Genomic DNA, 20,210 nt, shown 5'->3' with positions numbered 1-20,210 from the left:
GGTCTGTTGGGCGCGGTGGGGTGTCCCGAAAGTGGCTTTCGCGACACCTGCGTCGGCGCCCCAACTCGACGCGTCGCCCCGTACCGAACGCTATGAAAGGTCCTTTCCTTGCGAAATTTGCAAGGAAAGGACCTTTCATAGCATTGGGCGACTCAGGCGGAAGCAGCCTTCACCGCGGCCTCGATCTCACCGAACGAAGGGTTCACCATCGCCTTCGAGCCCACGAAGACCGTCGGCACGACCTCGTTCCCGTTCGCCACCGAACGCACCCGCGCGGCGGCGTCCGGGTCCTCCCAGATGTTGACCCGCTTCACCTTGAAGCCGCTCTTCGACAGCGGCCGTTCCAACGCGGCGCAGAACCCGCATCCAGGGCGCCAGTAGAACTCGACCTCGACGTCACTCATTCGCCGTCCTCCGACCTCAGGTAGTCCAACTGTGCCTGCACACTCCACTCCGCGGGCGCCCACAAAGCCTTGTCGACGTCGGCGTAGACGACCTCGACAACCTGGCGCGGGGTGGCGTCCGCGCCGAGCTTCTCCAGTGCCGATCGCACCTGGTCGAGCCGTTCTTCCCGGTGTGCCAGGTATTCGCGCGCGGTCGCGGCCAGGTCGGGCAGTTCGGGCCCGTGCCCCGGCAGGCCGGTGGTGCCGCCGGGCAGGCGGATGAGTTTCCGCAGCGAGCGCAGGTAGTCGCCGAGGTCGTGCAGCACGGTGGTGCCGCGGCCGAGGATGGTGTCGCCGGTCAGGATCTGGCCGTCGGACACCAGGCAGATCGAGTCGCCGGTGTGGCCGGGCGTATGCAGTACCGACAGCCGGAGGCCGCCCGCCTCGATCACCTCACCGTCCACAAGGGACTTCCCGCCGATGCAGAGCGACTCGTCGAAGGCCCGCACCGGAGCGCCGACTCGCTCGGCGAACCAGGGCGCGCCCTCGGCGTGGTCGGGGTGGTGGTGGGTCAGGACGATCAGCTCGACGGCACCGGTTTCCGCCAGCAGCGTCAGATGTTCGATGTCCTCGTGACCGGGGTCGACGACCACGGAGCCTGCCGCGCCCGGCCCGCGCAGTACCCAGGAATTGGTGCCCTCCAACGTCATCGACGACGGGTTGTGCTCCAGGAGCACGGAAGCCGTCGGCGTCACCTGGCGCAGCACGCCGTACGCGGGGGCGCTCATGCCGGATCCAGGACGACGCGGACCTTGTCGCCTTCGCGCACCAGCGTCGGCATGATCTTCGAAATCTCCCGCTCGACTGCCTGAGCCGCGGCCGCCGAAGCGAACTCGCCCAGTTCCGCGAGCGTCATCCAGGTCGGTGGCATGAGCATGCGGCGCCCTTCCTTGGCATCGGCGATGGCCTCCGCCGGCCGCTGCCAGCCGGAACTGACGGCCTCGGAGGTGGCGCCGTCCGCTTCCTGTCCCTCGGGCAGCACGGCGACGAAGAAGCAGGTGTCGTAGCGGCGCGGTTCCTCCGGCGGCGTGACCCAGTTCGCCCACGGGCGCAGGAGATCCGCGCGCAACGTCAGGCCGTTGGCTTCGAGGAACGCGGCGAGGGAGAGTTCCCGGGAGACCAGCTTCGCGCGGGCGTCGTGGTAGGGCGTCGTGTCGGTGACGACGGCGTCCCCGATGCTCGCGAGCAGCACGCCCGACTCCTCGAACGTCTCCCGCACGGCCGCGCACACCAGGGCGCGGGCGAGCGATTCGTCGCAGCCGAAGCGTTCCGCCCACCAGGCCGGCCGCGGGCCCGCCCAGCTGACGGAGGTGTCGACATCGCGGGAATCCACGCCACCACCGGGGAAGACGGTCATCCCGCCGGCGAACGGCATGCCCTTCACCCGGTGCTGCAGGAAGACTTCGACGCCGTCGGCGCCGTCGCGGAGGAGGATCACGGTCGCCGCGTCCTTGGGCGTCACCGGCTCGCCGCCGGCGTTGGCGCGGGTGCCCACCCCGGCCCCCACCGGGATGTCGAATGTCAGTTCTTCAGCCACCCTCGCAACCTAACATCGCATTTCGTCCTCTGGCTGCGGTAGTTGCGCGTGCAACCACCGCATCCAGAGGACGAAACGCCTAGAACATGTCAGGAAGACCAGCCGCTGCTGCGCGAAGCGCCGTTCAGCCGGATCTTCGCCGCTTCGGCGCGCTCCCGTTCGGCGAGCTCGGCGTGCAGCTCGCGCAGGAGCGCGCGGTCGCGCTCGCTCAGGCTGGGGTCGTCGAGGTCGAGAGCGGGCAGCTCGACGACCTCGTGCATGCTCGGCTTCCCCGTGGCGATCTCGCGGCCCTTTTCGGGGTCCTCCTTGAGCGCCTGGCGCAGCTGGGCCACCTCGGCGGGCGTCAGGTCGGCCGTGCGCTCGGCGCGGGTCTCCGCCCGCGACTTGCGCGGCGATGCCGACTCCGACGAAGTCGACGACGGCGACGACGCCGCGGGCGCCTGCTGCACGATCGGCACCACCGGCGCGATCGGCTCGACGGGTTCGTGAGTGCTGCCGCCGACCGGCCGCAGCCCGTGCCTGCTCGGCTGCTCCTTGACCGGCTCGGGAGCCGGGGCGGGAGCGGGCGGCGGAGTCACCGGCTCGGACCGAAAGTCACTGGAGTGGGTACTCCCGGTGACCCAGACTGGACTCGCGGCCGACGACGCGGCCTGGTGGTACGCGGACCGCGCGACGCCGGGTCCCGCGACCTCGACGACCGAACGGATCCCCGCGCGGCGAAGCGCGGTGTCCACGCGGAACGCGACGGCGGGCGGGTTGCCCTCCGGGCCGATCTCGACCAAGACCACCCGCTGCGGCAGCGCGCCGGGCACACTGCCCGCCGGCGTGTTCCGCCACACCGCGTGCACCGACCGGACGTCCGGCAGCACCTGCAGGGTGCGGTCGAGCGCCTCGGCGAGGCCGAATTCGGGCTGGTTCTCACCGGTGAACCGGTGGGTGAGCACCGGCTCGTCCTCCTCGACGACCAGCAGGTCGTTCGCCAGGGTGGCGTCGGACCTGCTCATCTCGAGGACGAGCGCGAGTTCACGCTGTTCGGCCGAGCTCACCGGGATCTTCCCCGCGATCAGGGTGCCGGTGGTGAGCTCCACCGCTTCGTCGATGTGCGCGCGCGCGATCAGCTCACGCGCTTCGGTCAAAGCACTGTCGTCGATCCGACCCGCCAGGGCCAGTAACAGGTTGTGCAGGCGCAGGGGCACCGAGAACCCGTCCATGGGCGGGCCGTCGTGGACCTCCACCATTGCTCTGCTCCCTCCCGGCTCGCCTGGTGGAGCGAGCGTTAAGCGGCGACCAGCCGACTTCCGGTGTCCACCGCGCCCACACAGATCAGCTCGGAGTTGGCGAGCGCGGTGCGGTGATAGCCGGTGAGGTCGATGCTCGGCGGGAGAACCTCGACGCCGGGCTCCTCGTCACCCAGCACGCGCAGGACGCGCTGCAGCTCGCCGGTCAGCCTCGGCAGACCGTTCGTCGCCGTGACCAGGAGGACTCGCTTCGCCCCACCCTCGCCGACCACACCGAGGTGTCGCCAGCTTTGCCGCACTTCACCCACATCCGGCCGTCCCCGCAACGTCGCGTGGATCAATACGGACACAGAGTCGACGGAGTTCACCCATTCGGGCGCACTCTGCGTGAATGTGTACCTGGTCTCGGTGACGTCGTCTACCCCCAGGGTGGAACTCACCTGATGCCAGTCGGCTCCGTGGGGGATGAGCCCGGCGACTAGCAGGCGATACTCCGTTTGATCAAGGTCGATCCTGTGCTTAAGCAAAGACCTGGGCAGGGTGCGCGCGAGCGTGCCCATCGCGCCCTCGCCCAGCCAGTCACGGAACCGCCACAAGAGCTGGTCCGGCAGCCGTCCGGCCAGCCGGAGCAGGAGCTCGTGCGAGGACCGTTCGATGTCCGGGTCCATCACTTCACCTCCACGATCAGTTCGATCTCGACCGGCGCCCCGATCGGCAGCTCGGCGACCCCGACGGCCGAACGGGCGTGGATACCCGCCTCGCCGAAGATCTCGCCGAGCAGCTCGGACGCTCCGTTGATCACCGCGGGCTGACCGGTGAAGCCCTCCGCGGACGCCACGAAACCGACGACCTTGACCACCCGGACGACGTTGTCGATGCCGACGACCGAGTCGACCGCGGCGAGAGCGTTGAGGATCGACGTCCGCGCGTACTGCTTCGCCTCTTCGGGGCTGACCTCGGCGCCGACCTTGCCGGTCGCTTCGAGCTCACCGGAGACGAAAGGCAGCTGGCCTGCCGTGTAGACGTGCGAACCCGTGCGGACGGCGGGCACGTAGGCCGCCAGCGGGGCGGCGACGGCTGGCAGCTCGATCCCGAGCTCGGCGAGTCGATCGCTCCAGGTCATGGCTTCAATCCCTCAGTTCTTCGCTCGTTTGAGGTAGGCGACGTGCTGCTCGCCGGTCGGGTTCGGGAGCACGGTGACGAGCTCCCATCCGTCCTCGCCCCACTGGTCGAGGATCTGCTTGGTGGCGTGGATCAACAGGGGGACGGTCGCGTACTCCCACTTGGTGGCGCTCATGCCCGGGAGCGTAGCCAAACCGGCAAGCGCGCCCGACACACATGCGGAAAACCCTCTCGCGACCGGTTCGCCGAATTCCCGCCGATGTGGTTCACTTCACACCTACTCGGGAGTAGATAGGACGCCGACATGCGGACGACGAAGTCCCTCGCCGCCACCTTCCTGGCCGCGACCCTTGCCCTGATCTGCGCTTCACCGGCGAACGCCGACGAGGAACTCCCCGTCCCGTGGACCCTCGCCGCGGCGCTGCCCGCGCAGGCGGCGAATCCCGGCGGCCCACCGCCCGGCGCGAACGACTTCGGCTGCCGCCCGAGCGAGGCCCATCCGAATCCGGTGGTGCTCACCCATGGCCTGAGCGCCAACCAGACGGTGAACTGGCAGACGTTCGCCCCGCTGCTCAAGAACAACGGGTACTGCGTCTTCTCCCTGACCTACGGGGTCCCCGGGAAGCCGCTGCCGATCTACCAGCCGGGCGGTCTCCTGCCGATGGAGCAGAGCGCGAAGGAGCTTTCGGCGTTCGTCGACAGGGTGCTCGGCGCGACCGGCGCGTCCAAGGTGGACCTCCTCGGGCATTCCGAAGGCACGCTGATGCCGTCCTATTACGTGAAGTTCCTCGGCGGGGCGTCCAAAGTGGACAAGTACGTCAGCCTGACCCCGCTCTGGGACGGCACGACCCTGTTCGGTGCCTCGCATCTCTACGCGCTCGCCGGCGCACTGGGGCTCGCGACCGGTTTCGACGGCATCCTCGACCCGCTCTGCGGCTCGTGCCGCCAGTTCCTGCGCGGCTCGGAGTTCCTGACGAAGCTGCGGTCGGGCAACGGCGTCTTCCAGCCGGGCGTGACCTACACGAACATCATGACCCGGTACGACGAGGCCGTCGTCCCGTACACGAGCGGTATGGGCAGGGGGCCGAACGTGAAGAACATCGTCCTGCAGGACAGCTGCCTGCTGGACCTGGCCGAGCACGCCGGCGTCGCCGCCGACCGCAACGCCGCCGGGCACGTCCTCAACGCGCTGGACCCGGCGAACGCGAAACCGGTTCCCTGCGTGCCCGCGACCCCCATCGGGAGCTGACCCGCTCCAAGTACATGAAGGCCCCCTTCCTTGCGCCTAGGTACAGGAAGGGGGCCTTCATGTACTTCGGTCACCGCTACGGTGGACCCGTGGAGACCTGGCGCGTGGTCGCGACCGTCCTGCTCGCCGCGGCCGGGCTGCCGTTGGTGCTCGTACTGATGGCGAAGGCACGGGACCGCCGGAACAGCTCGGCGACGGTCGCGATCACCGGCGCGGTGGCCTTCGTGGTCCTCCTGCTGCTCGGTGTGGTGATGCTCACGGTGCTGCCCGCGGCTTTGACCTGGGGCGTCGTCGCAGTGGTCGCCGCCGCGCTCGGCGTCATGATGCTGGCGGGCTGACCGCTCAATTAGGGTGGGACCGGTGAGCACACCCCTTGCCGGCTGGACCGACGAACTCGCGAGAGCCAGGCTGCATTTCGTCACCGGTAAGGGCGGGACGGGCAAGACCACGCTCGCCGCCTCCCTCGGCCTCGCGCTCGCCAAGGGCGGGCGCCGGGTGCTGCTGATCGAGGTCGAAGGCCGCCAGGGCATCGCCCAGCTCTTCGACACCGAGCCGCTGCCGTACGCCGAGCAGCGCATCGCGGCCGTTCCCGGCGGCGGCGAACTGCGCGCCCTGCACATCGACGTCGAGGCCGCGCTCCTCGAATACTTCGAGATGTTCTACAACCTCGGCTTCGCGGGGCGGACGCTGCGGCGGATGGGCGCGATCGAGTTCGCGACCACGCTCGCGCCGGGTCTGCGCGACGTCCTGCTCACCGGGAAGATCAAGGAATGCGTCGGCCGCACCGAATCGGACGGCCGCCACACCTACGACGCCGTCGTCGTCGACTCGCCGCCCACCGGCCGGGTGGTGAAGTTCCTCGACGTCACCAAGGCACTGACCGATCTCGCGAAGACCGGCCCGATCCGCGGCCAGGCCGACGGGGTCGTGCGCCTGCTGCACTCCGGTGAGACCGCGGTCCACCTGGTGACGCTGCTGGAAGAGATGCCGGTGCGGGAGACCGTCGAAGCGGTCGCCGAGCTCGACGGCGCCGACCTGCGCCCAGGCGCCGTTCTGGTCAACCGGGTCCGCCCGCCGCGGCTGCCCGCCCGTTCGGTGACCGCCGCCGCGGACGGCCGCGTCGACGCCTCGCGCGTCCGCGCCGGGCTCGCGTCGGCCGGGCTGAACCTGCCGGACAGCACCCTCGACGCGCTGGTCGAGGAGACCGTCGAGCACGCCGTGCGGGTCGCGGCCGAGCAGCGCGCCCGCGAGCAACTGTCCGAAGCGGACTTGCCGGGTCTCGAACTGCCGGACCTGACCGACGGCGTCGACGTCGCGGCGCTCTACGACCTCGCCGAAGCGCTGACCGAGCAGGGGGTGCGCTGATGTCGGACATCCTGGAGGTCGACAAGCTGATCGACGATCCGGAAAGCCGGGTCATCGTGTGCTGCGGATCCGGCGGAGTCGGCAAGACGACCACCGCGGCGGCGCTGGCGTTGCGCGCGGCCGAACGCGGGCGGCAGACGGTGGTGCTCACCATCGACCCGGCCCGGCGGCTGGCGCAGGCGCTCGGCCTGCGCGAACTGGGCAACCACCCGAAGCAGGTGCAGGTCGAAGGCTTCGAGCCCAAGGGCGAACTCTGGGCGATGATGCTGGACATGCGCCGCACCTTCGACGACATGGTGCGCGTGCACGCCGGCCCGGAACGCGCCGAGCAACTGCTGCAGAACCCCTTCTACCAGACCATTTCCACGTCGTTCTCCGGAACGCAGGAGTACATGGCGATGGAGAAGCTCGGGCAGCTCGCGGCCACCGACGAGTGGGATCTGATCATCGTCGACACGCCGCCGAGCCGGTCCGCGCTGGACTTCCTCGACGCGCCGACGCGGCTTTCGAGCGCGCTCGACGGCCGGATGATCCGGCTGCTCACCGGTCCGGCCAAGGCGGGCGGCTGGGGTCTGCGCAAGGTCGTCAACGCCGGGTTCTCGATGTTCGCGAAGGCGGTCTCGACGATCATCGGCGGCCAGCTGCTGACCGACGCTTCGGCGTTCATGCAGGCCTTCGACAGCATGTTCGGCGGGTTCCGCGAACGCGCGCGCAAGACATCCGAGCTGCTGCGGTCCGGCGGCACTTCTTTCCTCGTGGTGGCCGCGCCGGAGCCGGACGCGCTGCGCGAGGCGTCCTACTTCGTGGAGCGGCTCTCGGAGGAGAGCATGCCGCTGGCCGGGCTGGTCGCGAACCGGACGCATCCGGTGCTGGCCCCGCTGTCCAGCGCCGAAGCCATCGCCGCCGCCGAGCAGCTCGCGAAGGGCGAGGCCAGCGCTCCGCTGGCCGAAGCCGTGCTTCGGCTGCACGCGGACCGGGTCGCGCTGGCCGATCGGGAGACGCGGCTGCTCGCCAGGTTCACGCGGGCGCATCCCGAGGTCCCGCTCGTGCGGGTGCCCGCGCTCCCCAGTGACGTGCACGATCTCGAAGGCCTGCGCGACATCGGCACGCGGCTGGCCACCCAGTCCTGAGTTCCCGTGAAGGACGACCCCTTCCCTACCTTGGACTCAGGGAAGGGGCCGTTCACGAAACCATGATCACGAGACTCGGACGCGGACGTCTTCCTCTTCGTCGATCCCGGTGAAACTGCGCTTCGCCGCTTCAAGCAGGTCCGCCCAGCTGGAAACGTCCGGCCGCCGCCGCAGCAGCGCCCGCCGTTCCCGTTCGGTCATACCTCCCCAGATGCCGAAGTTGATCCGGCCATCGAGCGCTTCGGCGAGGCACTCCGTCCTGACCGGGCAACCGAGGCAGACCGCCTTGGCCCGGTTCTGTTCCGCCCCCCGGACGAACAAACCGTCCGGATCGGTGTCGCGGCACGACGCATTGACTCGCCAGCTCGACTGGTTGGTTTCCATACCCCCAGCTCCCTACCCTGGTGTTCGACACACCACGGGAGGACGAAAAGCCTGCGCTCCTGCCCCCATGAGCGTGTCTCCCTGTGTGCTCACGTCGGTTGAGCCGACACCTCCCCGGTGCCGGTGCCTCCGTTCGGCCGAATGCGACTGCCGCTCGCACTCACCCGTCTGTCGGCTTTTTCATACGTGAGACGTTGACGGACTGTAGGGGCCCTCGGTTCCCCCCGCCAAGCCCTAGAATGCCTGCCGTTACCGAACGTCACCTCATGGGGTCGATTTCGTGACCGGAACCCCACTTACAGCGAGGTGACGTCACGGTGGGCTAACGGGATCCGCGTACCCTGGTCCGCGTGCGCAAAACAGACGGTCTGCTGAAGCTCATTGGCCTGTGTGTGCTCGCGGGGGTGCTGGTCGCGGGGATGTTGTTCCCGGTGGCGGGTGCCGCGGGGGTGTTGTCGAACCAGGCGAGCGAGACCGTCGACAAGACTTCTTCGGACCTGGCGGACATCCCGCCGCCGTTGGTGACGACGATCACCGACAACACCGGCAAGCAGATCGCGACGCTGTACAAGCAGTTCCGCATCCCGACGAGCGAGACCCAGATCAACGACGCCATGAAATGGGCACTGATCTCGGTCGAGGACAAGCGCTTCTACGAGCACAACGGGGTGGACTGGAAGGGCACGCTGCGCGCCGCGGTCAGCAACAGCACCGGCGGCGACACGCAGGGCGCGTCGACGCTGACCCAGCAGTACGTCAAGAACTACCTGATCAACGTCGTCTACCGGGACGACAAGCCGGGGCAGAAGCGCGCACAGGAGCAGTCGGTCGCCCGGAAGCTGAAGGAAGCCCGGATCGCGATCCAGCTGGAAACCAAGCTGAACAAGATGCAGATCCTGACCGGCTACCTGAACGTCGTCGAATTCTCGCGTGAGATCTACGGCGTCGGCGCGGCCGCGAACGCGTACTTCAACACGCCCGTCGAGAAGCTCACGGTGCCGCAGGCGGCGCTGCTCGCCGGCCTCGTGAACAACCCGATCGTCAACGACCCGTGGAAGAACCCGGCGAAGGCGACCGAGCGCCGCAACCTGGTGCTGGACCGCATGGTCGACAACCAGAAGCTCGCGAAGGTGGACGCGGAACGCTTCAAGGCCGAGCCGCTCGGCGTCGTCGAAGGCGGCCCGCAGAAGCCCGCGTCGAACTGCACCGGCGCCGGTCCGGAGAACGGTTTCTTCTGCCAGTACGTCGAGGACTATCTCCTCAAGTCGGGGATGACGAAGGACGACCTCTACACCGGCGGCTACAAGATCAAGACCACTTTGGACGAACGGGCGAACCACGAAGCCAAGATGTCGGCCGAAGCCCAGGTCAAGAAGACCCAGGACAACGTCGCGAACACCCTCTCGCTGGTGAAGCCGGGCAAACAGCGGCACGAAGTCGTGGCCCTGGCGGCGAACCGTGACTACGGGCTGCACGAAGACCAGGGACAGACGACCTTCGCGTTGCCTTCCGGCGTCTACAACACCGGCGGCGCCGGGTCGGCGTACAAGGTCTTCACCGCCGCCGCGGCTTTGGAAGCCGGTGTCGCCGGGATCAACTCTCCCTTGCCGGTGCCCGATTTCTACACCTCCCACGTGTTCGCCGGTGGTGGCAACAGGTGCGCCCCGACCGGGCCGCCGTTGCGCTCTCGCTGGTACTGCCTCGGGAACGCGGGCGACTACAACCCGGCGGGCGGGACCATGTCGTTGCAGCAGGCACTGGCGACCTCGCCGAACACCGCGTTCGTGGCTCTCGAGGAGCGGGTCGGGAGCACCGGTCCGATCGTGGAGATGGCGCGCAAACTGGGGATGCGCGACACCATGGCCAGCAACCTCGGCGGTGGCGCGGTCGACCCGAAGTCCGACAATCCCGGTGTCAACGCCAGCCAGCTGCAGGCCTTCGGCCCGAGGCCCGGCTGGCCCGGAAACGCCTCGTTCACCCTCGGCCCCGCCCCGCTGAGCGGTCTGGAGCTGGCGAACGTCGGCGCCACGATCATGAGCGGCGGCGTCTGGTGCCCGCCGACCCCGCTGGCAGGCGTCACCGACCGGGACGGAAAACCGGTGCCCGTCAAGGAAGCCGCCTGTGAGCAGGTCGTGCCCGAAGGTCTCGCCAACACCCTCGCGGTCGGCATGAGCAAGGACAGCCAGCCCGGCGGGACGTCGTTCGGCGCCGCGAACGGCGCCCGGTGGAACCGGCCGGTGATGGGCAAGACCGGGACCACCCAGAGCAACGGCTCGGGGACGTACCTCGGGGCCACGCCGCAGCTCGCGGGCGCCGCGATGGTGTTCCGTCCGAAGGGTGGAAACGGCGGTCTCTGCTACCTCGGCCCGGGTAACGTGACCACTCGCGGCTGCGAAAACATGTTCGGTGGGAAGACGCCGGCGCAGACCTGGTTCGGGGCGATGTCGAAGATTCTCGAAGGCCAGGAAGCGCTGCCGCTGCCGCAGCCGGACCCGAAGTACATGGGCGGCGGACGCTGATCCGCAACGGTCGCGTTCACCAGCGCAAATCACGGTGAGTCAGGTGAATCTAACTTTGAGTGAGCGCCTGGCGGCCTAACGGGGAACAGCGGTCGACGGGATCATGTCGGTGGATCGCGACACTCCGCGCCGACCACGGAAGGTGAAGAAAAGAGGCCATTCCAGCGATTTACCGAGATCGCCGGAATGGGGGCGAACGATCACCACCGAAGAGCACGTAAACTGGACATTGTGAGCACGCTCAGTAACGAAAGTACTTCGGGGGCGACTGTACGGCGCTTGGCCGTGGGAACCGTCGCCCTGGGAGCCGCGACCCTCGGTTACGCGGTCGGTATCGAAAGGCGCCGGTGGACGCTTCGCACCGCGGAGCTCCCGGTCCTCGCGGCAGGGGCGAAACCCTTCACGATCCTTCACATCTCGGACCTGCACATGCTGCCCGGTCACGTGAGCAAGCAACGCTGGGTAGCGGCGCTCGACGAACTCGAACCGGACCTCGTCGTCAACACCGGTGACAACCTGTCACATCATCAGGCGGTCCCGTCCGTGCTGCGCGCGCTCGGCCCCTTGCTCGACCGGCCCGGCGTGTTCATCTTCGGGAGCAACGACTACTACGCGCCGAAACCGAAGAACCCCGCGCGCTACCTCATGCCGAAGGGCAAGAAGAAGCGCATCCACGGCGAGCACCTGCCGTGGCGCGACCTCCGCGCGGCCTTCGTCGAGCACGGCTGGCACGACCTCACCCACGTCCGCCGCACCATCGAGGTCGCCGACCAATACGTGTTCACCGCCGGCGTCGACGACGCGCACCTCCACCGCGACCGCTACGCCGACATCGCCGGCCCGGTGGACACCGCGGCCGCCGTGCGCATCGGCGTCACGCATTCGCCGGAGCCCCGCGTCCTCGACGAGTTCGCCGGCGACGGCTACGACCTCGTCCTCGCCGGGCACACGCACGGCGGCCAGCTCCGGATCCCGGGCTACGGCGCGCTCGTCACCAACTGCGAACTCGACCGCACCCGAGCCCGCGGCGCGTCCCGTTGGGGCGCCCAGATGTGGCTTCACGTCTCCGCCGGGCTGGGCACGTCGCCGTACGCGCCCGCGCGCTTCGCGTGCCCTCCCGAGGCGAGCCTGCTGACCCTCGTCCCACGCGGCACGACCAGCGACAATCGCCGGAACGCGGCCCCCCGCAAAGCGCGGAACACCGTCCGCTAGACTTCTCCACGACCCGTTAAGCAGTACCCCGGGGTGTGGCGCAGCTTGGTAGCGTGCCTCGTTCGGGTCGAGGAGGTCGTGGGTTCGAATCCCGCCACCCCGACGTTGAATCGAAAGAGCCTTGCTCGCTTTGGTGAGCAAGGCTCTTTCGCGTTATGGGCCTTGGGGTCCGCCTCCGCATGTCCTGAAGGGCACCTTTGAGACGCTCAATGGTGCCCTTCAGGACATGGGATCCCGTCGCAGCGAGCCAACCGACGGGGAAGCCGCCGCGCACCTGGCAGCCGCCGCGCCTCGGCCAGCCCCTGCGCACCAGACAGCCCCGCACCTCGGCCGCCGGTCAGCCGCCGTCCACCGCCACCGGGCAGCCCCCGCCACTCCCAGGGGGGCGACCCCGGGTCCAGTGTATCGCCGAGGGGCGTCGAGGCTGGGCGAAAGCGGGGGCGGTGGGGTGGTTGTCCACAACGGCGGGCGGGTGTGGACAACCGAAGGAGGCGTCGGCATCCAGGGGGTTCCCAATGCCGCATTGGGGACACTGAGCGTCTCCAATGCGACATTGGGGACACCGGCGGAGGGCCCAAGCAACCGGAGAGCAAGCGGCGGTAGAGCCGAAGTACCGGACAGCGAGCGGCGGAGAAGCAACCGGAGAGCGAGCGGCGCTCAGCGGGTGGCCAGGAGTTCGGTCCAGCACTGGGCGAAATCCCCATCGCCCGAGCGCGCCCACGACCAGGCTGAGCGGGCCGCCGAAGCGAGTTGGTCGCGGTCCGGGGTCGTCGCGGTTTCCAGCGCCGTCACCAGCCGCGCCTCCACGGAGGTCGCCAGCGCCCGGTACGTCATATCCGTGCGGTAGCGGATTTTCGTTCGCACGTCGGTGAAACCGGCGGCCGTGACCGCGGCGGGAAGCGAGCGCCCGGCGAACGGGTCACCACCAGCCCGGCGCCACAACAGGTAGTGACCGCGGAGGGCCGCGTCGACGTTCGCCGTCTTCGGCCGCAGCCGTGCGCGACTCCAGTCCGATGTGGACAGTGCGAGGGTGCCGCCCGGTTTGAGGATCCGCCGAAGCTCCGCCAGCGCGGCGCCCGGCTCCTTCAGATGTTCGAAGACGGCGTGCGCGAAGACCACGTCCACCGATGCCTCGGCGAACGGCAGCGCGCACGCCTCCGCCACCAAAAAGTCCACTGTGGACTTTCTGTGTCCGTCGCCGATACCTAGGGTGATCGAACCCGGCCCGCAGCCGACGTCGACGCACCCCATTCCCGGTCCGAACAGCGGTTGCGCGAACACGGCCCGCTCGACCGCCTGACGCGCGAACCGCGCGGACACCGCGGCGCGCGGCGCGTTTCCCTCCAGCACCCCGCACACAGTACGGCTCCGGAGTGGCAGGATCGAGGGGTGAGCACGCAGCCAGGCACTGAATATCCGTCCGCGGTGGTCCCGGACCGCCTGTTCGACGACGCCGAAGCCGAGGCCAGGTGGCGGGCCCGCTTCCGCGCCCCGCGCATCTCGGTGCCCGAATGGGCCATCGACGCCCCGGACGCCAACGTCTACGTTTCCAACGCCAGCGGCGTGTGGGAGGTCTACTCCTGGGACCGGTCGACCGGTGAGCACCGCCGCGTCACCGACCGGCCCAACGGCACCATGCACGCGACCCCGTCCCCCGACGGCCGCTGGATCTGGTGGTTCGACGACACCGACGGCGACGAATTCGGCTCCTGGGTCCGCGAACCGTTCGCGCCCGGGGCCGCCGCCGAGCGCGCGGTGCCGGACGTCCACGACGGTTACCCCGCCGGGCTCGAGATCGGCACCAAGGTGGTCGCCGTCGGCGTCTCGACCGACGACGGAAGCGAACTCTTCGCCCATATCGACGGCGAAACCACGTCCTTCTACAAGCACGAGGACGACGCCGGGATCGCCTCGCTGTCCCGAGACGAGTCGCTGCTCGTGATCTCCCACTCCGAGCACGGTGATTCACGACACCCCGCGCTGCGCGTCCTGTCGACCGACGGCTTCACGACGGTCGCCGACAAATGGGACGGCGAGGGCAAGGGCCTCGGCGCGCTGGAGTTCTCCCCGGTCGCGGGCGATCAGCGGTTGCTGGTGCTGCACGAGCGGCGCGGTCGCGAAGAGCTCCTGATCTGGGACACCGCCGCGGACACCGAGCAGGAGATCGAGCTGGACCTGCCCGGCGAGGTGGTCGCGGGCTGGTACCAGGACGCGCGGGCACTACTGGTCGTCCACTTCCACCAAGGCCGCAGTTCCCTGCACCGCTACGACCTCGCCGGCGGCGAATTGTCCTCTTTGGACACTCCGCCGGGCCGGATCGGCGGCGCGGGAGTGCGGCCCGACGGCACCGTCGAGTATTCGTGGTCCAGCGCCGCGCAGCCGACGGCCGTGCGCGCGCGGACGACGGACGGCGAAGACTCGGTGCTCCTCGAACCGCCGGGCGAGCGCGCCCCTGGATCGGCGCCGGTCACGGACGCGTTCGTCGACGGGATCGGCGGGCAGATCCACGCGCTCGTCTCGCGGCCGGCCGACGCGCCGGAAGGTCCGCTCCCCACGGTCTTCTCCTTGCACGGCGGGCCGCATTCGGCCGACGAGGACCGCTTCTCCGCGTACCGCGCCGTGTGGCTCGACGCGGGATTCGCCGTCGTCGAGGTCAACTACCGCGGTTCGACCGGCTACGGCTCGGCCTGGCGTGACGCCATCGAAGGCCGTCCCGGCCTGACCGAACTCGAAGACGTCGCCGCCGTGCACGACTGGGCAGTCCAAAGTGGACTTTCAGATCCGGCCAAATGCGTGGTGAACGGCGCTTCGTGGGGCGGGTACCTGAGCCTGCTGGCGCTGGGCACCCAGCCGGCGCGCTGGGCGGCGGGGATCGCCGGAGTTCCTGTCGCGGACTACGTCGCCGCGTACGAGGACGAGATGGAGCAGCTCCGCTCGTTCGACAGGGCGCTGTTCGGCGGTTCGCCGGAGACGGTGCCGGCGGTGTACCGGGAATGTTCGCCGATCACCTACGTCGAAGCCGTGACGGCGCCGGTGCTGGTGCTCGCCGGGGACAACGACCCGCGCTGCCCGATCCGGCAGGTCGAGAACTACCTCGACAGGCTCGCGAAGCGGGAGATCCCGTTCGAGTTCTACCGGTACGACGCGGGCCACGGGTCGCTGGTGGTCGCCGAGACGATCAAGCAGACGGCGATCGAGGTGTTCTTCGCGCTGCGGGCGGTCGGGCTCCGCTGACGTGCCATGAACGGTCCGTTCCCGGCAAATTTTGCCAGGAACGGACCGTTCATGGCCCTCGGCGAGAGAGAGTCAGCGTTCCGAGAAGAGGGTCCCGCCTGCCGCCCAGTGTTCGGCGGGAATCTCGTTGATCGTCACCCAGACGCCTTCGGGTTTACCGCCGCACGTGCGGACGAAGGCGTCGGTCACCTCGCGCACGAGGGCCTGCTTCTGTTCGGCCGTCCGGCCGGGGAACATCGAAACACTGATCATCGGCATGGCCGGAACTCTAAAGGCCGCGGTCGTGCTTCCGGAGCCTGTCCACCGCGTAAGCGTCACCCTCGAAGGTGAGACGGACGGCGTCGCGGCCGAAGACGAACAGCAGCAACTCGATCGGCGCGCCGATCACGGTCACCGTGTCCGGGCCTTCCTTCACCCGCGCTTCGCGGCCTTCGGGAGTCTTCAGGATCACGCCGACCGGCGATTTCCGCAGGTTGAGCTTCGAGGCCTGCTTCGCCGACTTCCACGCCGCCGCGTCCCGGGCGGGTTCGGCCGGACGCGGTTCCCAGCCGGGCTGTCCTCGGCGGACGTCCTCGTGGTGCACCAGGAATTCCGGGCCGTTCACGACCTCGTCGAGCGGGCCGATCGTCGTCGGCCAGTACCAGGCGGGGCCCGACCGCACCTTGCCGACGACCTCGGACCAGGGTTGCGCGGCGTAGGAGTCCTGCACCCGCTGGGTGTACGACGCCAGCGCAGGGACCAGGATGCCGGGCGCCGCGTCGGGCCGCCGCTCGCGGACCAGCAGATGCGCCGCGAGATCCCGCGTCTTCCACCCCGCGCACAGGGTCGGCGCGTCCGGGCCGACTTCTTCGAAAAGCTCGCTCAACGCACGACGTTCGTCTCCGGCGACTCCCATACCCCACGACGTTACGCGCCGGTACCGCACGAGGAAATCCGGCGTGACACAGGGCACGCGCCCGCGGCTCGTGACTGGTGAGGACGGTTGGAACCGTCCTCACCACTCACGAGGTGGAGGGGGTCAGGCCTGCTGCGCCTGCCACATCCAGTGCGCCTTTTCGAGCTCCTGGGTGATCTCGATGAGGAGATCCTGGGTGACCAGGTCGCTCTTGTCGGTCTCGTCGATGCGCTTGCGCAGCCGCTCGATCAGCGCCGCGAGGATGTCGACGATCGCGGCGACCGTGGACTCGACGGACTGCCAGTTGTCGGGGTACTCCGGCAGGCCGGAGCTCTCCACGACGGCCTTCGCCTGGCCGTTCGGCGAGATACCGATGGCGTTGGCGCGCTCGGCGACCTCGTCGACGTACTGGCGCGCGGTGGCGACCAGTTCGTCGAGCTGCAGGTGCGCGCTGCGGAAGTTCGCGCCGACGACGTTCCAGTGAGCCTGCTTCGCGATCAGGGACAGATCCACCAGATCGACCAGCGTGGCCTGCAAGGCGTTACCGGTGATCTCCTTGTCGGCTTCGCTCAGCGGACTCTTGATCGGAGACTTGCCCATATTCGGTCTTCCTTTCAGAAACTGGCCGGTTCGGGAATGGACCTGCCGCGGACGGGATCAGACCGTCGCGGACAGTGCGACCTCCATGTTGCCGCGGGTCGCGTTCGAGTAGGGGCACACCTGGTGCGCCTGCTCGACGAGCTGATCGGCCTGCGCCTGCTCCAGGCCGGGCAGCGAAACCTTGAGTGCCACGCCGAGACCGAAGCCCTCGCCTTGCTTGAGCACGCTGACCTCGGCGGTCACGGTGGAGCCGTCCAGCGTCACCTTCGCCTGGCGCGCGACGAGCTGCAACGCGGAGTGGAAACAGGCGGAATAGCCGGCGGCGAAGAGCTGCTCGGGGTTGGTCTTGTCCCCGCCAGGCCCGCCCATCTCCTTCGGGATCGCCAGCGACTCGTCGATGACGCCGTCAGAGGACGTGACCTCACCGTTGCGGCCGTCGCCGCGAGCGGTGGCCACAGCGGTGTACAGAGCCTCAGCCATTCTTCGCCTACCTCCTGGTCTCAAGACACGCCCCGTTGAGCGTCTCTTCGGTGTCAACGTCCCGCAACCGCGAAACCTTGCCACCCCATGGCAGGCATCACGTCCGGGAACTACCCGGACGAAGACCGGAGCAAACGACTAGTGACCGGCGCGACTCAGCGCGAACTCGGCGACCTGGGTCCCGATCAGGCGAAGCGTGCGGACACTCTTCTCGTCCGAGGCTCCGCCGGCTTCGTCGAACTTGGTCTCCGCGGTGTTGATCGAACCACCCAAAGGGGTGGCCCAGCCGCGCAGCGCGTGCGTGATCGTGCGCAACTGTTCCAACGTGGTCACCGCGGCCTGCCAGCCGTAGGCGACGGCGGCGAGGCCGACCGCGCGGCCGTCGAGGTACGGACGGGTGTCGTCGCGCAGGTCTTCGACGTAGTCCAGGGCGTTCTTGACCAAGCCGGACAGCGCGCCGTGGTAGCCGGGCGAGACGACGACGATCCCGTCGGCGCGGCGGATCGCCTCGACCAGCCGGGTGGCCCGCTCGTGCCGTTCCTCCAGCGCGGTGTCATAGAACGGCAACACCAGCTCGGGCCCGGAGATCAGTTCGGTGGTGACGCCGGCTTCCGCCGCGGCGCCGAGCGCGATACGCAGCGCACGCTCGGATTGCGAGCCCTCCCGGAGAGAGCCGCCGATCCCGAGGACATGCACCGCGTTCGTCGAAGTCACGCTTTCGAGGCTAGCCCCTCTACTTAACTGGAGGACCAGGATCTGGAACGGAGGCCTGCGTCACACCCGTTCGCCGCAACCGTCCCGTTCCCCGCTGGACGGCATACCTACTCGAAAGTAACCTGACGGGAAGCCCTCAGGAGGAAGCATGGCGATACCGCTCCAGATCCGTGCCGAGGCCGCGTTTTCGCAGCTGGCGTTCTGGCTCCCGAAGCCGGTCAGACGGGCCATCGCGGGACCGCCCCTCCGCCTGGACGGGCAGGAACTCGCGCTGGACGCCCAGCTCCTGCTCCGTCTGCAGAAGCTGGCGAAGGCGTCGCTGGTGCGAGGGAGCGTCGAGGAGTCGCGCAGCATGCTCCTGGCGAGCAGGCACCTGGTCAGCGGGCCGACGATCGAACCGGTCGCCACCAGGGAACTGCTCATCCCCACGGGTGACGGCGACGTGCCTGCCACGCTTTATACCCCGGCCGGGCTGCCGGATCCGTCCGGGCTGCTGGTGTTCTTCCACGGCGGCGGCTGGGTGGTCGGCAGCCGTGTGTCCCACGACAACACCGTTCGCTACCTGGCGAAACAGGCGGGTGTGCGAGTTCTTTCCGTGGAGTACCGGCTCGCGCCGGAGACGCGCTTCCCCGGTGCCACCGAAGACGCGATCGCGGCGTTCGAGTACGCCTTCGCGAAAGCGCGGGACCTGGGCGCCGACCCGGCGCGTATCGCCGTCGGCGGCGACAGCGCGGGCGGGAACCTCGCCGCGGTGACGGCGCAGCAGGCGGTGAAACGCGGCGGCGGCGTCCCGGCGTTCCAGCTGCTGTTCTATCCGGCGACCGATTTCACCGTGCGCCGCCGCTCGCGGGAATTGTTCGCCGAGGACCTGTTCCTCACCGATTCGGATATGACCTGGTTCGAAGGACATTACGTGCCGAAGGGCACCGATCTGTACAACCCGAAACTGTCACCGCTGCACGGTGACGTTTCCGGATTGCCGCCCGCGTATATCGCGACGGCGGGTTTCGATCCGCTGCGCGACGAGGGCGAGGCTTACGCGGAGAAATTGCGAAAGGCCGGGGTTCCGGTGGCGCTCAGCCGCCAGCCGGACCTGATCCACGGGTACATCAACTTCCTCGGCGTCGGACGGCGGTTCCGTGAGGCGACGGCCGAAGCGGCGGGAGCCCTGCGGCTGGGCCTCGCCCCGAAGTGAAAGCCAGAGCCCGAGTGGGGAGAAATGTCCCCACTCGGGCTCCGGCCCCCATATCGTGGCCCGCCGCCCTGCACGGCGGAACCTGACGACTATCGACCAACTTGACAACTCTTTGCCGACCCAACGGCTGTCTCTCGGAAGCGCGCCAGCGCGACGAGAGACTTCACCCCGCGCGCCTCTTTCGGCCGAAGGCCACGGAAACCTTTTGTAGGGCGCCCCTACCTGCCAACGTGAGCTGGTCGCGATCCCCGCGCCCTGCGAAAGGTTTCCGTCAGCGCGCGGCTATGTCACGGCGTGGGAAGCGGTACGGGCGGGACCGGCAGCGGCGGGACAGGGAGTCCGCCGAGCAGGCCCGCGAGAATGCCGGTTACGGCCGTGAGCAGGGCTTTCACCAGGTCGCTGACGATCTTCAGCGGTCCGGGAAGGTCCGGAAGCGAGGGGATCGGCACCGGCAGTGGCGGCAGCTGACGCGCCTTCGCCGTCGGGTCGGCCAGCAGCCTGCTGGACTCGACGGAGCGGCCCTGGGCCAGGTCGCCGAGCTTCTGCGTTTCGGTCTGGATCTGGTAGCGCTTGCCCGCGGCGATGTCACCGAGGACGGGGCTGAGCTTGTCCAAGTCCGCCCGCGTCTTGGCGACGTCGCCGGCGTAGGCCACCTTGGTGAGGCCGTCTCGCATCTGCAGCACCTGCGCGGCCAGCGCCTGCGTGTTCGACGAGCCCTTTCCACCATCGGTGCCAGCCGTTGCGGCGCCGGCCGAGGCCACCGCCAACAGACTGCCTGCGGCGACCGCGGCAATCGTCCGGGCAATGTTGCCTTTCATTCCCTTACCTCCTGGCCTCTGGGACCTGACGAGGTAAATCGATACCCGCCGTATCGGCCGAACACCACCCGATCA

The 20,210-nt window shown here is 68.9% G+C and carries 23 protein-coding genes and 1 tRNA gene; 9 read left to right on the top strand and 15 right to left on the bottom strand.

The window, feature by feature from the left end:
* Positions 1-152 precede the first annotated feature (152 nt).
* From ACFVM3_RS31490 to ACFVM3_RS31460, 7 genes are all read right to left on the bottom strand, one after another.
* Positions 153-404 (bottom strand): glutaredoxin domain-containing protein, encoded by a 252-nt coding sequence (locus ACFVM3_RS31490; protein WP_034314716.1) that lies wholly within the window; start codon positions 402-404, stop codon positions 153-155.
* Positions 401-1,171, bottom strand: a complete 771-nt coding sequence (locus tag ACFVM3_RS31485) for an MBL fold metallo-hydrolase (protein WP_378443564.1) — start codon at positions 1,169-1,171, stop codon at positions 401-403. The genes ACFVM3_RS31490 and ACFVM3_RS31485 overlap by 4 nt, the downstream gene beginning before the upstream one ends.
* A complete protein-coding gene (locus tag ACFVM3_RS31480) occupies positions 1,168-1,980 on the bottom strand; it encodes an NUDIX hydrolase (RefSeq protein ID WP_378443563.1) in 813 nt (270 codons plus the stop codon). Before ACFVM3_RS31480 ends, ACFVM3_RS31485 begins: the two co-directional genes overlap by 4 nt.
* Positions 1,981-2,069: 89 nt before the next feature.
* On the bottom strand, positions 2,070-3,218 hold the full coding sequence (locus ACFVM3_RS31475; protein WP_378443562.1) for a hypothetical protein: 1,149 nt from the start codon (positions 3,216-3,218) through the stop codon (positions 2,070-2,072).
* 38 nt (positions 3,219-3,256) lie between these two features.
* Positions 3,257-3,886: a hypothetical protein gene (locus ACFVM3_RS31470; RefSeq protein WP_378443561.1), complete on the bottom strand. Its 630-nt coding sequence runs from the start codon at positions 3,884-3,886 to the stop codon at positions 3,257-3,259.
* Positions 3,886-4,341 (bottom strand): RidA family protein, encoded by a 456-nt coding sequence (locus tag ACFVM3_RS31465; RefSeq protein WP_125679755.1) that lies wholly within the window; start codon positions 4,339-4,341, stop codon positions 3,886-3,888. Before ACFVM3_RS31465 ends, ACFVM3_RS31470 begins: the two co-directional genes overlap by 1 nt.
* Positions 4,342-4,353: 12 nt before the next feature.
* Positions 4,354-4,515: a DUF4177 domain-containing protein gene (locus tag ACFVM3_RS31460; RefSeq protein ID WP_005166970.1), complete on the bottom strand. Its 162-nt coding sequence runs from the start codon at positions 4,513-4,515 to the stop codon at positions 4,354-4,356.
* 129 nt (positions 4,516-4,644) lie between these two features.
* On the opposite strand from ACFVM3_RS31460, the gene ACFVM3_RS31455 reads away from it, so the two are divergent.
* The 4 genes from ACFVM3_RS31455 (at position 4,645) to ACFVM3_RS31440 (ending at position 8,084) form a co-directional block, all read left to right on the top strand.
* Positions 4,645-5,589, top strand: a complete 945-nt coding sequence (locus ACFVM3_RS31455; protein WP_378443560.1) for an esterase/lipase family protein — start codon at positions 4,645-4,647, stop codon at positions 5,587-5,589.
* Positions 5,590-5,678: 89 nt separating this feature from the next.
* The gene (locus ACFVM3_RS31450; RefSeq protein ID WP_378443559.1) at positions 5,679-5,927 is read left to right on the top strand and encodes a hypothetical protein; all 249 of its coding nucleotides are present in this window, start codon (positions 5,679-5,681) and stop codon (positions 5,925-5,927) included.
* Between the two features lie 22 nt (positions 5,928-5,949).
* On the top strand, positions 5,950-6,954 hold the full coding sequence (locus ACFVM3_RS31445; protein ID WP_005166973.1) for an ArsA-related P-loop ATPase: 1,005 nt from the start codon (positions 5,950-5,952) through the stop codon (positions 6,952-6,954).
* Entirely contained in the window at positions 6,954-8,084 is a 1,131-nt protein-coding gene (locus tag ACFVM3_RS31440) for an ArsA family ATPase (RefSeq protein ID WP_378443558.1), read from the top strand. Before ACFVM3_RS31445 ends, ACFVM3_RS31440 begins: the two co-directional genes overlap by 1 nt.
* A gap of 66 nt (positions 8,085-8,150) precedes the next feature.
* Here ACFVM3_RS31440 and ACFVM3_RS31435 read toward each other — a convergent pair whose 3' ends face one another.
* Positions 8,151-8,468: a WhiB family transcriptional regulator gene (locus ACFVM3_RS31435; protein WP_005166974.1), complete on the bottom strand. Its 318-nt coding sequence runs from the start codon at positions 8,466-8,468 to the stop codon at positions 8,151-8,153.
* A 350-nt stretch (positions 8,469-8,818) separates the two neighbouring features.
* Between ACFVM3_RS31435 and ACFVM3_RS31430 the strand changes: the two genes are divergently transcribed.
* From ACFVM3_RS31430 to ACFVM3_RS31420, 3 genes are all read left to right on the top strand, one after another.
* Positions 8,819-10,987 (top strand): transglycosylase domain-containing protein, encoded by a 2,169-nt coding sequence (locus ACFVM3_RS31430; RefSeq protein WP_378443557.1) that lies wholly within the window; start codon positions 8,819-8,821, stop codon positions 10,985-10,987.
* Positions 10,988-11,272: 285 nt separating this feature from the next.
* Positions 11,273-12,199, top strand: a complete 927-nt coding sequence (locus tag ACFVM3_RS31425) for a metallophosphoesterase (protein ID WP_378443566.1) — start codon at positions 11,273-11,275, stop codon at positions 12,197-12,199.
* 29 nt (positions 12,200-12,228) lie between these two features.
* Positions 12,229-12,302 (top strand) — tRNA-Pro (locus tag ACFVM3_RS31420).
* Between the two features lie 554 nt (positions 12,303-12,856).
* On the opposite strand, the gene ACFVM3_RS31415 is transcribed toward ACFVM3_RS31420, so the two are convergent.
* A complete protein-coding gene (locus tag ACFVM3_RS31415; RefSeq protein WP_378443556.1) occupies positions 12,857-13,549 on the bottom strand; it encodes a class I SAM-dependent methyltransferase in 693 nt (230 codons plus the stop codon).
* 39 nt (positions 13,550-13,588) lie between these two features.
* Here ACFVM3_RS31415 and ACFVM3_RS31410 point away from each other — a divergent pair, with 39 nt between their 5' ends.
* Positions 13,589-15,433, top strand: a complete 1,845-nt coding sequence (locus tag ACFVM3_RS31410) for a prolyl oligopeptidase family serine peptidase (protein WP_378443555.1) — start codon at positions 13,589-13,591, stop codon at positions 15,431-15,433.
* 72 nt (positions 15,434-15,505) lie between these two features.
* Here ACFVM3_RS31410 and ACFVM3_RS31405 read toward each other — a convergent pair whose 3' ends face one another.
* From ACFVM3_RS31405 to ACFVM3_RS31385, 5 genes are all read right to left on the bottom strand, one after another.
* Positions 15,506-15,691, bottom strand: coding sequence for a 2-hydroxymuconate tautomerase (locus ACFVM3_RS31405; protein ID WP_378443554.1), 186 nt, complete (start codon positions 15,689-15,691; stop codon positions 15,506-15,508).
* 10 nt (positions 15,692-15,701) lie between these two features.
* The gene (locus ACFVM3_RS31400) at positions 15,702-16,328 is read right to left on the bottom strand and encodes a TIGR03085 family metal-binding protein (protein WP_378443553.1); all 627 of its coding nucleotides are present in this window, start codon (positions 16,326-16,328) and stop codon (positions 15,702-15,704) included.
* A gap of 123 nt (positions 16,329-16,451) precedes the next feature.
* On the bottom strand, positions 16,452-16,928 hold the full coding sequence (locus tag ACFVM3_RS31395) for a Dps family protein (RefSeq protein ID WP_378443552.1): 477 nt from the start codon (positions 16,926-16,928) through the stop codon (positions 16,452-16,454).
* Positions 16,929-16,985: 57 nt separating this feature from the next.
* Positions 16,986-17,408, bottom strand: a complete 423-nt coding sequence (locus ACFVM3_RS31390; RefSeq protein ID WP_378443551.1) for an organic hydroperoxide resistance protein — start codon at positions 17,406-17,408, stop codon at positions 16,986-16,988.
* Positions 17,409-17,546: 138 nt separating this feature from the next.
* Positions 17,547-18,122: an NADPH-dependent FMN reductase gene (locus ACFVM3_RS31385; RefSeq protein ID WP_378443550.1), complete on the bottom strand. Its 576-nt coding sequence runs from the start codon at positions 18,120-18,122 to the stop codon at positions 17,547-17,549.
* A gap of 148 nt (positions 18,123-18,270) precedes the next feature.
* Between ACFVM3_RS31385 and ACFVM3_RS31380 the strand changes: the two genes are divergently transcribed.
* Positions 18,271-19,317, top strand: coding sequence for an alpha/beta hydrolase (locus tag ACFVM3_RS31380; protein ID WP_378443549.1), 1,047 nt, complete (start codon positions 18,271-18,273; stop codon positions 19,315-19,317).
* 287 nt (positions 19,318-19,604) lie between these two features.
* Here the strand turns inward: ACFVM3_RS31380 and ACFVM3_RS31375 are convergent, their stop codons facing one another.
* Positions 19,605-20,135, bottom strand: a complete 531-nt coding sequence (locus ACFVM3_RS31375) for a hypothetical protein (protein WP_378443548.1) — start codon at positions 20,133-20,135, stop codon at positions 19,605-19,607.
* Positions 20,136-20,210: the final 75 nt, after the last annotated feature.

It is taken from the genome of Amycolatopsis sp. NPDC057786 (assembly GCF_042797905.1).
Classification (GTDB): Bacteria; Actinomycetota; Actinomycetes; order Mycobacteriales; family Pseudonocardiaceae; genus Amycolatopsis.
The sequence above is the reverse complement of the archived record's forward strand: the minus strand, read 5'-3'. Positions and strand labels throughout refer to the sequence as shown.